14 protein-coding genes are annotated in these 12,734 nt (G+C 62.8%); 5 read left to right on the forward strand and 9 right to left on the reverse strand.

Translation table 11 applies throughout. The features are described from left to right. Positions 1–11: 11 nt before the first annotated feature. From ABIC78_RS18575 to ABIC78_RS18600, 6 genes are all read right to left on the reverse strand, one after another. Positions 12–1,556, reverse strand: coding sequence for a DNA recombination protein RmuC (locus ABIC78_RS18575; RefSeq protein ID WP_354491258.1), 1,545 nt, complete (start codon positions 1,554–1,556; stop codon positions 12–14). Positions 1,557–1,651: 95 nt separating this feature from the next. After that, positions 1,652–2,218, reverse strand: a complete 567-nt coding sequence (def, locus tag ABIC78_RS18580; protein WP_028657624.1) for a peptide deformylase — start codon at positions 2,216–2,218, stop codon at positions 1,652–1,654. A gap of 93 nt (positions 2,219–2,311) precedes the next feature. Then, positions 2,312–3,001 carry an ATP12 family chaperone protein gene (locus ABIC78_RS18585; protein WP_107717082.1) on the reverse strand — a complete coding sequence of 230 codons (690 nt, stop codon included), beginning with the start codon at positions 2,999–3,001 and terminating at the stop codon, positions 2,312–2,314. Then, positions 2,998–3,213, reverse strand: coding sequence for a hypothetical protein (locus ABIC78_RS18590; RefSeq protein ID WP_107717083.1), 216 nt, complete (start codon positions 3,211–3,213; stop codon positions 2,998–3,000). The genes ABIC78_RS18585 and ABIC78_RS18590 overlap by 4 nt, the downstream gene beginning before the upstream one ends. Positions 3,214–3,217: 4 nt before the next feature. Beyond that, the gene (locus ABIC78_RS18595; protein WP_028657623.1) at positions 3,218–3,880 is read right to left on the reverse strand and encodes an HAD-IA family hydrolase; all 663 of its coding nucleotides are present in this window, start codon (positions 3,878–3,880) and stop codon (positions 3,218–3,220) included. Next, positions 3,877–5,268 carry an RluA family pseudouridine synthase gene (locus ABIC78_RS18600; RefSeq protein WP_354491262.1) on the reverse strand — a complete coding sequence of 464 codons (1,392 nt, stop codon included), beginning with the start codon at positions 5,266–5,268 and terminating at the stop codon, positions 3,877–3,879. Before ABIC78_RS18600 ends, ABIC78_RS18595 begins: the two co-directional genes overlap by 4 nt. Positions 5,269–5,454: 186 nt before the next feature. Here ABIC78_RS18600 and rpsU point away from each other — a divergent pair, with 186 nt between their 5' ends. From rpsU to gatB, 5 genes are all read left to right on the forward strand, one after another. Beyond that, on the forward strand, positions 5,455–5,661 hold the full coding sequence (gene rpsU, locus ABIC78_RS18605; protein WP_011446475.1) for a 30S ribosomal protein S21: 207 nt from the start codon (positions 5,455–5,457) through the stop codon (positions 5,659–5,661). Between the two features lie 206 nt (positions 5,662–5,867). Next, positions 5,868–6,452 (forward strand): FKBP-type peptidyl-prolyl cis-trans isomerase, encoded by a 585-nt coding sequence (locus tag ABIC78_RS18610; RefSeq protein WP_354491265.1) that lies wholly within the window; start codon positions 5,868–5,870, stop codon positions 6,450–6,452. A 121-nt stretch (positions 6,453–6,573) separates the two neighbouring features. Further along, entirely contained in the window at positions 6,574–6,876 is a 303-nt protein-coding gene (gene gatC / locus ABIC78_RS18615; RefSeq protein WP_022674991.1) for an Asp-tRNA(Asn)/Glu-tRNA(Gln) amidotransferase subunit GatC, read from the forward strand. Between the two features lie 173 nt (positions 6,877–7,049). Further along, on the forward strand, positions 7,050–8,534 hold the full coding sequence (gene gatA, locus ABIC78_RS18620; RefSeq protein WP_354491267.1) for an Asp-tRNA(Asn)/Glu-tRNA(Gln) amidotransferase subunit GatA: 1,485 nt from the start codon (positions 7,050–7,052) through the stop codon (positions 8,532–8,534). A 1-nt stretch (position 8,535) separates the two neighbouring features. Continuing rightward, complete coding sequence (gene gatB / locus ABIC78_RS18625) at positions 8,536–10,032, forward strand: Asp-tRNA(Asn)/Glu-tRNA(Gln) amidotransferase subunit GatB (RefSeq protein ID WP_354491269.1); 1,497 nt, start codon at positions 8,536–8,538, stop codon at positions 10,030–10,032. Between the two features lie 61 nt (positions 10,033–10,093). On the opposite strand, the gene ABIC78_RS18630 is transcribed toward gatB, so the two are convergent. From ABIC78_RS18630 to ABIC78_RS18640, 3 genes are read right to left on the reverse strand one after another with little or no spacing between them, the layout of a single operon-like run. Then, on the reverse strand, positions 10,094–10,687 hold the full coding sequence (locus ABIC78_RS18630) for a hypothetical protein (protein ID WP_354491271.1): 594 nt from the start codon (positions 10,685–10,687) through the stop codon (positions 10,094–10,096). Between the two features lie 12 nt (positions 10,688–10,699). Further along, positions 10,700–11,896 (reverse strand): M48 family metalloprotease, encoded by a 1,197-nt coding sequence (locus tag ABIC78_RS18635; protein ID WP_354491273.1) that lies wholly within the window; start codon positions 11,894–11,896, stop codon positions 10,700–10,702. Next, the gene (locus ABIC78_RS18640) at positions 11,893–12,609 is read right to left on the reverse strand and encodes a hypothetical protein (protein ID WP_354491275.1); all 717 of its coding nucleotides are present in this window, start codon (positions 12,607–12,609) and stop codon (positions 11,893–11,895) included. Before ABIC78_RS18640 ends, ABIC78_RS18635 begins: the two co-directional genes overlap by 4 nt. Positions 12,610–12,734 lie beyond the last annotated feature (125 nt).

The raw sequence follows: 12,734 nt of genomic DNA on the forward strand, positions 1-12,734 counted from the left end.
CATGCCCATCGTTACCCTGCAGCCGTTTCCCCTTCAACGCCAACGCCGGTCGGCGCGGGCAGTTCCGCCGCCCCGACTGCAGCAGTGTCTGCGGCAATGTCTGTGGCAACATAGCGCGGCGCGGTTTCCACCAAAGGCACTTCTTCCACTTCGCGCTTGCCGATCTCGATATGCTTTTCGCGCAGGCGGCGACCGGCCGAAAGCACGTTGCGCTCAAAGCTGCCGACGAACTTGTTGTAGTTGGTGACCGCGCTTTCCAGGCCAGAGCCGACGCGCTTGAGGTGATCGGCGGCGACAGCCAGGCGATCGTACAGTTCGCCGCCCATCCGGCCGATCTCGCGCGCCTCACGCGCCAGGCCATCCTGGCGCCAGACCTGGGCCACGGTGCGGCAGATGGCGACGAGGTTGGTGGGCGAGGCGAGCAGCACGCGGCGATCGAAGGCGAAGTCCCACAATTGCGGATCGCGTTCCAGCGCGGCGGCGATGAAGTGTTCGCCCGGCACGAACATCAGCACATAGTCGGGCGCTTCCTCGAACTGGCTCTGATAGGATTTGGCGCCCAGCGTCTGGATATGGTTGCGCATCGACTGCACATGCGCTGCCAAGGCCACGCCGCGCGCGGTATCGTCGGCGGCCTCGAACGCATCCTGATAGGCGTTGAGCGAAACCTTGGCGTCGATCACCAGCAGCTTGTTGCCGGGAATGCGCACGATGGCATCGGGGCGCAGGCGGCCTTCGTCGGTATCGATCGAATGCTCGGTGACGAAATCGGTGTGCTCGGCCAGGCCACACTGTTCCAGCACGTTGCGCAGTTGCTGTTCGCCCCAGCGGCCGCGCGCCTTGGGGGCATTGCGCAGCGAGTTGCCCAGCCGCGCGGCTTCGGCGCGCACCTGTTCCTGCCCGTCGCGCATCGCCTGGATCAAGCCGGTGAGGTTGCCGAACGCATCGACGCGTTCCTTTTCCAGCTTGCCGACCTGCTCTTCATAGCTTTTCAGGCGCTGATCCACCGGGGCGAGCAGGGCCCGCAGCGATTGCGCCGCCTTTTCCTCGCTCTGGGCAAAGCGCTCCTGTGCCCGGGCCATGAAGGCCTCTTGCGCGCGTTCCAGCACCTTGTTGCCGGCATTCTCGAATTCGCGGCGCAGCGCTTCCTGCGCCTCGATCAACAGGCGCTTCTGTTCGGCAAAATTGGCAGCGTCGGCTTTCATTCGGGCCAGTTCCGCACGCAGGTCCTCGCGCGATTGGCGCGCCTCGTGCAGCGCATCGCGCAGCGCGTCGGCTTCGGCCGCGCGCTCGCTGGCGGCGGCGAGGTGGGTGGCCAGGCCATCACGCTCGGCGCGCAGGGCATCGCGTTCGGCGCCAAGCTGTTCCGCCTGGCGCGCGCGCTCGGCCATGGTGGCAAGGTCCACGGCCATGGCCTTGATGGTGCCTTGCGCCTCGCGCGCTTCGTTCTCGCGGGCAGTGGCGCGGCCTTGCGCCTCTGCTACGGGGCGACCGCCCAGGAACCAGCCCAGTGCCAGGCCGATCACCAGCGCCACGATTACCAAAACCACCGCCAAGGTCCGCCTCCACTCAAGAACAGAGCGGGAACGTAAACGAAGCGGCCCGGCAACGCAATGTGTCGGGCCGCTTTATCCTCAACTGTCAGGGGCGATCACGCCACCTTGCGCAGCTTGTCCAGCTTCTTGAGCGCCATCTGGCGCTTGAGGCGCGAGAGGTGGTCGATGAACAGGATACCTTCGAGGTGGTCCATCTCGTGCTGCAGGCAGGTGGCCAGCAGGCCGTCGATCGCTTCCTCGTGGACCGTGCCGTCAAGATCCTGCCAGCGGGCGCGGATGCGCGAAGGGCGTTCCACCTCGGCATAGATTTCCGGCACCGAGAGGCAGCCTTCGCGATAGATCGTGTGTTCTTCGGAAGGATCGAGGATTTCCGGGTTGATGAACACGCGCGGTTCGCGCCGCACCGGCTGGTGGCTGTGGCCACAGCCGTGATCGTGGCATGCTTCGGGCTCGGCATCCTCGTCATCGGGCTGCAGATCGATCACCAGCACGCGCAGGGGCACGCCCACCTGGATCGCGGCCAGGCCGATGCCAGGGGCATCGTACATCGTATCGAACATGTCGGACACGAGCGTGCGGAGTTCGTCGTCGAACGTTTCCACCGGAGCCGAGACCTGCTTGAGGCGCGGATCGGGAACTTCAAGAATTTCGCGGATAGCCATGGCGCCAAGATAGGCGGAGCGGCGCACCGGCGCAAGGCAGGCGATTCGATCAGGGTGATCGCTTTTGCCGTGCCAACGGGGCGCCGCGCCGCGTTACAGCAGCTGGGCGAACCGCGCGGCCGTGGCAAAGGCTTCCCCGCGCAAGGCGCGGCGCGCCTGGGCCATCTCGTCCTTGCCCCACAGCTCTGCCTGCCAGTCTTCCTCCACGCAGGCCGCATCCCACAGCGCGGCAACGTCTGCGCCGGGATCGAGCGCGGTAAGGCCGATGATCAGCGAGCACGACAGCGTTGCGGTGTTGCGCAGGGCAGCCAGGGCAAAGGGCGAAAGTTGCTCCAGCTCGGCGGCAAGTGCCGCAAGCGTCGGCGCGGGCTGGGGCTTGTGCATGATCCCGGCCACGCGCGTGAACGCCACGCCATAGCGCGCCTCGGCCATGGCAAGCAGGGGCTCCCACAGCAGGCGCTGGCGCGCGGCGAGCGGTTCGTCCGGCTCGGCGCGATAGCACAGCGTGTCGGTCTCGGCATAAGGCAGCAGATCGGCGCGCGCGGCGGCCGGGGCCGGCGCTACCACGTCGATCGCATAGTCGGCCATGTCGCGAAAGGCGAAGGCGGCGGTGTCGATCGTCTCGCCCTGGTTGGCCCATTCGCTGGCCATGGCCTGGGCGAGGGCGGCGGTGGGCACGATCTGCGGGCGGCCGCCCTGGGTGCGAATGCCGCGCCCATCGAGGCACACGCGAAAGCCAGCATCTTCAGGCGAAACGGTAACGTCTTGATAAAAGCGCTTCATGATGGCCTTTTCCAGCGCCGCACCAGCCAGCGCGGCGCGCCAAAGAACAGGGTGAGTCCGGCAAAGGCGAGTGCGAACGCGCCCCATTGCGGCACGCGCGCCAGCCACGGCACATTGCCCGATGCGGCCATGGCGCCGATCATCACGATCAGCGTGCCTGCCAGGCGCAGCAGTTGTAGCAGGGCAAAGCGCCCCATCGCCGGGTCGCGCATCGCCTCAGCCTACCGCGTGGAGCAGTTCGGCCAGCTCTGCCACGGTGCCGGCGACGGCATGGGCGCCGGCAGCGAACAGTTCGGCCCGCTCGTGATAGCCCCAGTCCACGCCGATCGCGCGCACGCCGGCATTGCGGGCCATGGCCATGTCATAGGCGGTATCGCCGATCATCACGGTCAGCGCGGTGTCTGCACCAGTGGCATCGAGGCAGGCCTCGATCATGCTGGGATGCGGCTTTGACGGGTGGCGATCGGCGGTTTGCAGCGTGACGAAATGGCGCGACAGGCCATGCGTGGCCAGGCAATGGGCCAGACCCCGGTCGCTCTTGCCGGTGGCCACGCCCAGCAGCCAGCCACGCTGCGCCAGGTCTTCGACCAGCGCGGCGATGCCGTCATAGAGTGGCTCGCCCACCATGCCCGCCTCGCGCCGGGCGCGGAACGTGTCCTTGTAGGCCTGGGTGAGCATGTCGTGTGCCTGTGCATCGCCTTCGGGATGGAGGCGGCGCATCGCTTCCACCAGCGACAGCCCGACGATGCGCCGGGTTTCGCTGCGTGGCGGCGGCACCAGGCCCATGGCATGAAACGCCCCGTCCATCGCCGCGCCGATATCGGCCTGGCTATCGACCAGGGTGCCGTCGCAATCAAAGATGGCGAGGCGCAGGCTCATCGCTTGCCCGGGCTTCGCGGGCTGGGCGCCTTGCTGCCAGGGGCCTTGGGCGAGGCGCGGCGCGGTGCCGGCTTGGCGCCGGGCTTGGCGCTTGCGGTGTGCGCGGCGGGCTTGGCCCCCGGTTTCGCTCCAGGCTTTGCCCCAGGTTTCGCGCCAGCCTTTGCAGGCGTCTTGCCTGCGGCGGCTCCGGCCACGCGGGCGCGCTGGCCAGTGGGCTTGCGCGCGCCGGTGGTTGCCGGGCCATCGATGCGCTTGCGGCGTTCGCCGCGGCGCTCCTTGCGGTATTGCTTGGCGTGGGCCTTGGCCGCGCGCTTTTCCATGGTCTTGGGTTCGACCAGCACCGGCGCTTCGAGCGGCAGATCGCCTTCGCTTTCGGTGAAGCCGAGCTGTTCCAGGCTCTTGGAAAAGTGCTCGGGCAGCGGCGCGGTCACATCCAGCAGATCGCCCTCGGGATGCTCGATGCGCAGGCGGCGGGCATGGAGGTGCAGCTTGCGGCTGATGCTGCCCGACAGGAACGCGGCCTGGCCGCCATACTTGCCATCGCCCACGATCGGGTGGCCGATCGCCGCCATGTGCACGCGCAGCTGGTGGGTGCGCCCGGTGAACGGCTGCAGTTCTACCCAGGCAGCGCGGTTGCCGGCGCGATCGATCACGCGATAGCGGGTGCGGGCCGGCATGCCGTGCTCGGTTTCATCGACCATCATCTTCTCGCCGCCGGTGCCCGGCTGCTTGGCCAGCGGCAGTTCGATCATGCCATCATGGATATCGGGCACGCCCATCACCAGCGCCCAATAGATCTTGCGCGCGGTGCGGCCGGAAAAGCGCCTGGAAAAGAACGCCGCGCTGCCCGGCGTGCGCGCCACCAGCAGCACGCCCGAGGTATCCTTGTCGAGCCGGTGGACCAGGCGCGGGCGTGGATCCCCATCGCCGGCATAGGCATCGAGCAGGCCATCGACATGCTCGTAAGTGCCGCTGCCGCCCTGGGTGGCCAGGCCCGGCGGCTTGTTGATGACGATCGCGGCGCGATCCTGTTCCAGCACGATGTCTTCGGCCAGGTGGATCTGTTCTTCGGTCAGGGGCTTGCGCACGCGGCCGCCTTTGCCGCCGCCGGCCAGGGGCAGCGGGCCGCCCGCCGGGGGCACGCGCAGGGACTGTCCGGCGACCAGGCGAGTGTCGACATCGGCGCGCTTGCCATCCACGCGAATCTGGCCGGTGCGCGCCCAGCGCGACACCATGGCAAAGCTCACCTCGGGAAGGTTGCGCTTGAACCAGCGGTCCAGCCGCACATCGTTGTCATCAGGGCGAACTGTGAACTGGCGCACGGCATCTGCATTGCCGGCGGCTTTGCCATTCGAAGCTTTGCCATTAGAGGCTTTTGAAGAGGTCATGGTCGCGCCCATAAGGCCTTTGCCCGCAAATTGCACGACATTGCTTGCCTTTCGCCGGCAGAATCACTATTGGGCGCCCGGTTCGAGCCGGTCCTGATCGGATTCGGCACGCTTTGTGTTCCTGGTATCTGGTGACCCCCGCGCGGCCGCGGGCTCTCGCCCGAAGCTGTTGAGGTATGTCGGTTTATGCAGATTCTCGTTCGCGACAACAATGTTGACCAAGCTCTTCGTGCCCTGAAGAAGAAGCTTCAGCGCGAAGGTGTCTATCGCGAAATGAAGCTGCGTCGTCACTTTGAAAAGCCGTCGGAAAAGCGCGCTCGCGAAAAGGCCGCCGCTGTGCGTCGCGCCCGCAAGCTTGAGCGTAAGCGCCAGGAGCGCGACGGCGCGAAGTAAGCTTCAATCGTGGCGGGATCATCCGTCACATTGAGCACTTGCGATAGGCCCTGTGCTGGGCCAAGAGGGCGCCGTGAATCACGGCGCCCTTTTCGTTGGGTCGAGCATCCCGGCTCGAATCGACGGGCAGGCACCGGCCGGGCGGCCGTTCCTTTGGGCGCTGCCTGATCAGGGAAAATCCAGAGGGAAACCCCAGAGGGAAACCAATGTCGGAAATCACCCGCGTTCCGTTGCAGCCCGTTGCCAAGGGCTCGCTCGCCAAGGTTTGGCTCGGCGTGATCGTTGCCGTGCTGGTGGGCATCGGCCTGGCCTGGGCGGCGCGCCCGGTGCACTTTAGCGAAGTGCGCGTGATCGCGCTCAAGGAAGGCACGGGCAAGTCTCCCACCACGTCTGACGTGGCGCTGATCAACTATGTTGGCCGCATCGCCAGCACCGGCAAGGAATTCGACCGTGGCGAAAACGCCGCGATGCCGCTGCAAGGCGTGATCCCCGGCTTTGCCCAGGGCCTGCAACAGATGAAGGTGGGCGGCAAGTACCGCCTCGAGATCCCGGCCGCGCTCGCCTATGGCAGCCAGGCCATGCCCGGCCGCGATGGCAGCGTCGCCATTCCCGCCAACAGCGACCTGGTGTTTGAGGTCGAGCTGATCGAGTTCCGCTCCATGGCCGAACTGCAGCGCCAGCAGGCCGCGATGCAGGCGCTGCAGCAGCAGATGCAGGCGCGCGGCGCGGGTGGTGCGGCTGGTGGCGCAGCGGTTGATCCGGCGGCAGCCCCGGTGGTGCCCGCCAACTGATCCGGTTTTATGCCAGGGGGCTGTCGGCCCCGTGGCTTGCCCCAGCGGCTTGAAGGACACCGCGCGCGATGGTAGCGCGCGGTGTTCTTGTTTTTGGCAAACCCTGCACGAAAGGGACGGCATGTCCGTGAATACCGCCGACGTGGCGAAGATCGCCAGTCTTGCGCGCATCAAGGTGAGTGAGGCCCAGCTTGAAGCGATGGTGCCCGAATTGAACGGCATCCTCGCCTGGGTTGAGCAATTGGGCGAAGTCGACGTGACCGGGGTGACCCCGATGACCGCCGTGATCCCCAATACGCTGCGCCTACGCGATGACGTGGTCAACGCCGATCCGCTGACCGGCGGCGACATCCGCGATGCCGTGCTGGCCAATGCCCCGGTGGCCGAGCATGGCTTCTTCGGCGTGCCCAAGGTGATCGAGTAATTCTTGGCTGGCCTTGCGCTGGCCGTGCTTCGACAGGCTCAGTACGAACGGATGTGGGTTTTGGATCAATCCCCCGTTCGCCCTGAGCTTGTCGAAGGGCAGGCGCAGTACCGCCTTCCAGTTTCCCACGCACGAACCCCGATCGGTTCATGCGCAACAATCGGTCCGAACGGATGACTGACCTTACCGAACTTGGCGTTGCCGCGCTCCGTGATGGGGTGGCGAGTGGCGCTTTCACCGCCACGGAAGTGGCCAGTGCCTTCAACGCCGCGGTCGAAGCGGCGCAGGGCGCGCTCAATGCCTTTATCGTCACCACCCCGGATGCGGCGCTTGCCGCGGCGGGCAAGGTGGACGCGGCGCGTGCCGCCGGGCAGCCGCTGGGCAAGATGGCCGGCGTGCCGATCGGCATGAAGGATCTGTTTGCCACCAAGGGCGTGCAGACCACGGCCGCCAGCAAGATCCTCGAAGGCTTTGTCCCGCCGTACGAAAGCACCGTCTCGCAGAAGCTGTGGGATGCTGGTGCCGGCATGCTGGGCAAGCTCAACCTCGATCAGTTCGCCATGGGCTCGTCGAACGAGACCAGCGGTTTTGGCAACGTGATCTCGCCCTGGCGCAAGGGGGACGATACCACGCCGCTGGCGCCGGGTGGTTCTTCGGGCGGTTCGTCAGCCGCAGTTGCCGCGCGCATTGCGCCGGCGGCCACGGGCACCGATACGGGCGGCTCGATCCGCCAGCCGGCAGCCTTCACCGGCATTTCCGGGATCAAGCCCACCTATGGCCGCTGCTCGCGCTGGGGCGTGGTGGCGTTTGCCTCCTCGCTCGACCAGGCCGGGCCGATGGCGCGCGACGTGCGCGACTGCGCGATCATGCTCGAAGCCATGGCCGGGTTCGATCCCAAGGATTCGACCAGCCTCGACCTGGCGGTGCCGGCATGGGAAGCGGGCCTCAATGCCGATATGCGCGGCAAGAAGGTGGGCATTCCGCGCGAATACCGCGTCGATGGCCTCGATGCCGATGTCGCCCAGAGCTGGGAAGATGGCATCGCCTGGCTCAAGGATGCCGGCGCGGAAATCGTCGATATCTCGCTGCCGCATACCAAGTATGCGCTGCCGACCTATTACATCATCGCCCCGGCCGAGGCTTCGTCGAACCTCGCCCGCTATGATGGCGTGCGCTACGGCCTGCGCGATCTGCCTGATGGCGCCAACCTGCAGGACATGTACGCTGCCACCCGCGCCGCTGGGTTCGGTGACGAGGTGAAGCGCCGCATCCTGATCGGCACCTATGTGCTTTCGGCCGGGTTCTATGACGCCTATTACACCCAGGCGCAGAAGGTTCGCGCGCTGATCGCGCAGGATTTCGCCAAGGCGTTCGAGACGGTGGACGTGATCCTGACGCCCACCGCGCCGTCGGCTGCGTTCCCGCTGGGGCAGAAGAGCACCGATCCGGTCGAGATGTATCTCAACGACGTGTTCTCGGTGCCAGCCAGCCTTGCCGGTCTTCCGGCCATGTCGGTTCCGGCCGGCCTGTCGCGCGATGGGTTGCCGCTGGGGCTGCATGTCATTGGCCGTCCGCTCGATGAACAGGGCGTGCTGAACGCCAGCCTTGCGCTTGAACAGCGCGCACAGTTTTCGGCTAAGCCGGGTAAGTGGTGGTAAGATGAGCAGCTATCGTATCCAGGGCGCCACGGGCGAGTGGGAAGTGGTCATCGGGCTGGAGGTTCACGCCCAGATCACCACGCAGGCCAAGCTCTTTTCGGGCTCTGCCACCGCGTTCGGCGCTGAACCCAACACCCAGGTCAGCCTGGTCGATGCGGCGATGCCGGGCATGCTGCCCGTGCCCAACCGCGAGTGCATCCGCCAGGCGGTGCGCACCGGCATGGCGATCGACGCGCAGATCAACACCTGGTCGCGGTTCGATCGCAAGAACTACTTCTATGCCGATCTGCCGCAGGGCTATCAGATCAGCCAGCTCTATCACCCGCTGGTGGGCGAAGGGTCGATCGAGATCGCGCTGGATGACAAGAACCCCGATGCCGGCACCAAGGTCATCGGTATCGAGCGCATCCACGTGGAGCAGGACGCGGGCAAGCTGATGCATGATCAGCATCCGACGATGTCCTACGTCGATCTCAACCGCTCGGGCGTGGCGCTGATGGAAATCGTCAGCCGGCCTGATATGACGTCGCCGGCCGAGGCCGGGGCATACCTGACCAAGCTGCGCCAGATCCTGCGCTATGTCGGCTCATGCGATGGCAACATGGACCAGGGCTCGATGCGGGCCGACGTCAACGTCTCGGTGCGCCGCGCGGGCGAGCCGCTGGGCACCCGCACCGAAACCAAGAACGTCAACTCGGTGCGCTTCGTCATGGCCGCGATCGAGCACGAGGCGAGCCGCCAGGTCGACGTGCTGGAAGCCGGTGGCAAGATCGTGCAGGAAACCCGCCTGTTCGATCCGGGCACGGGCACCACGCGGTCGATGCGCAGCAAGGAAGACGCGCACGACTATCGCTATTTCCCCGATCCCGATCTGCTGCCGCTGGTGCTGGACCAGGCATTCCTGGATGAATGCCGCGCGTCCCTGCCCGAGCTGCCCGATGCCAAGCGCACGCGCTATACCGATGCGCTGGGCCTGTCGGCCTACAATGCGGCAGTGCTGACGGCAGACGTGGATACCGCCGCCTGGTTCGAAACCCTGATCACGGCGAGCGCCGCCAAGCAGGGCAAGGACGAAGCCGCCGTGGCCAAGCAGGCCGCTAACTGGCTGACCAGCGAGCTGTTCGGCGCGCTCAACAAGCTGGGCAAGGGCCTGGAAGACAGCCCGGTTTCGGCAACGGGCGCTGCCGAACTGCTGGCCCTGATCGGCGATGGCACGATCTCCGGCTCCATCGCCAAGCAGGTCCTGGAAAAGATGCTGGAAACCGGCGACGGCGCTGCCGTGATCGTCGAACGCGAAGGCCTCAAGCAGACGACCGACACCGGCGCGATCGAAGCGGCAGTGGATGCCGTGCTGGCCGCGAATGCCGACAAGGTGGAGCAGTACCGCGGTGGCAAGGAAGCCCTGTTCGGCTTCTTCGTGGGCCAGACGATGAAGGCCATGGCCGGCAAGGGCAATCCGCAGCTGGTCAACCAGGTGCTGAAGGCCAAGCTGGGGTGAGTTGGATAAGTGGGCTGGCTCTTGTTTGGCAAGAGCCAGCCAATTTGTGTTCACACACCCATCAATTCATTTTTGCGCTATCTACGATTTTCCGAAAATCGTTTAAATACCTTTCGAAGTATCCTAGTCTTGGGGCTTCGTAAGCAATTAGATATAATTTTCCGTCGACAGAGGCGGCATATGCCTCGCCACTCCGCACTAGGTAATCGTCATCAGCATATTCAAACGTAAATTTCACGCCAGGACTTTTCAAAAAATTGGCAGGTTCTGTAGATTTGATTGTGAATGACTTTACACCTTTAGAGGCCCGCAGAGTTCTCTCCCAAAGTTCTGGCAGCTCAGCTGTCAATGTCGAAATTTCGAACTTGGGCAGTGGGTCACGCTTCTTGCTTTTCTCTTTTAATAGGGATTGGCCTGGTGGTATACTACCCACAAAAGTTATCTCGTCCAGCAGTTCTCCGTCGAGCGTCCATAGTTCGGCATTCTTGCCAATCTTCTTGCTCAATTGATTCCAATCCCGTGATGGCGTCACGGACATGGACGATTGCGCAACGGTGGTTGTTTGTCCTTTCCGGTGGAGCGTGTGTGCCAAAACCCCTGGGGAGATTGTCGCCGTTATGACAAACGCCGCACAAATGAAGAATTGCTGTTTCATCGCTATTCCTGATTATTTTTGGATCATGGTGCGGAGGAGAGCGGCATCAGGAGCTTCGGGCCGCATATCGAGATATGTAGCCAGTATTTTCTGCCCGCGCTCCATTTGTCCCGTTTTGAGTAGCGCCAGGGCCTTTCCACGATAGGCAGCGCTGAGTTTGGGGTCGAGAGCAATTGCGTTGTCATAGAACTCGATCGCATTGATTAGATCGCGCGGGGCGCCCCTCGTTCTATAAAGGTCGCCTCTGGCAAGCCATAACCAAGGAGTCCAGCCGAGACTTCCCCATGATGTAATTAGAAATTCCGAAGCCCCAAAGTCGTTAAGCTTGACTTGGTCGCTCATGAATTCTGGGAGCCATTTTGACATGTGCGCGCGATAGCTTTCTGCACCATCATTGCGGGTTGCTCCCTGAGGATCTGCAAGTTCTTTCAAGTAGCTGGCGCGCTCACCGTCAGGGGGATGGGATGCGGAAAAGGCGATCGCTTTGTAGTTCGGCTTGGGCAGCCCCCTAGATGATGCGGATGCTGCGGCCTCTGCCATAACATTTTCCCAAATTGCCGAGGCGAATTGCGGAGGGAGGCTGCTACTATTCAGGTAGGATATAGCAAGCTTGTCGGCTTCGCGCTCTTGGTCGCGGCTGAAACGAAACAAGTTCCCATAAACTGATAACTCTATATTTCGATAATTATCAATAGCTTGATTGCTTGGAGACGCTGCAGCTAAAACTGCAGCCCAGGCAAGCAAATCGGTACCGCTGCGTCTCGCTTTAAATTGACTTAAAGTATGCCTTTTTTCGAAGTGGCCAAATTCATGACCTAAAACCGTCCCTAACTCTGCTTCGTTATGCACTCTAAGCAGTAGGCCACTCAAAACGCGCATTGTACCATTTGGAGACATAGATGCATTAAATAACGGAGTTCGGATGATGTAGATTCTGACTGAGTTGCAGCGATCGATACCAACGGTTTTGCAAAGAACGCTTTTTACGTATTGGGTTAAATCCTCGTCACGGATCAGCAGGGGGGATGCTGCGAGTTTACGTTCTTCGTCATCTTCCTCATGCCATAAGCCGATTTCATCGACGCCAATGGGTTGGTATGCGCCTGAATATGGCGCTGGAACGGGCGATTTCTCCGTTGCAATTGTTGCAGCGGATGCCCCATTGGATGCGAGCAAAAGACCCGTCAGAAAAAGCCGCAAAATTTTCATTTCTTGGCAGTCTTTACGAATTGGCTGCCGGGAAAGTCTTCGAGTAACTGTTGGACGCGTTTGTGCGCGCCATCTGGGTCGCGCACATCGCCACCCATTTGCGCATCAGCATTCAACCAAACAAGATCGCCGGTCTTAAGGTCCACCAGGCCAGCATAGCCTTGATGTTCTCCAGACCTGATTGCCACGCCCACAGCCAAAATGGCCGCGACTTGAAGAAGTTTCCTGCCTGTCGATCCAAACTCATCACGATTATATATGAATAGTGCGTAATCCGCATTTTTTGCACCAGGGAGATTGCGCACGGATTCTCCCATGGACCACTCAAAGTTCCCATCTTTGTTATCACGCTTTTTAGTGGGAAGGCGATTGCCCACAAAAAACTGATATTCAATTGCCGACTGAGCGATGGCTGAGAAAAGGCTCAGATGTTCTTCGACATTCTGTGCATCTTCGCCAACCACCTCCGGGGCGATTTTCACCGAGTTTCCGAAGTTTGCTTGAACCTCAGTAAGCGCGTTGAGGATATTTGCGTGCGCCTTTTCGCTCCAATCGGCGTTTGGCTCGAACAATCCCCCGGTCGACTGCGCTCCAACGCGCACAGCAGGCTGAAAAATCAAGATTTTCTTGCCGCTATTGGGAGGCAAGGAAAAGCCATTTTGAACTGCAGTGCGTTCTTGCCCGAAAGCGGGCTGAACTGCGGATGCAAGCAAAGCGATTGCCGCAGTGGCTAATTTAAACTTAGTGCCTGATTCGGAAGTTTCTCAAGCAAGGCAATAGGTTGCGGTTCGCCGGGTGATCATTCGGATGGAAGCGATGAGGGCCCATGCGGTCGAGG

Origin of the sequence: Novosphingobium sp. 1529, assembly GCF_040544855.1 — a bacterium.
In the GTDB taxonomy this organism is placed as follows: Bacteria; Pseudomonadota; Alphaproteobacteria; order Sphingomonadales; family Sphingomonadaceae; genus Novosphingobium; species Novosphingobium capsulatum.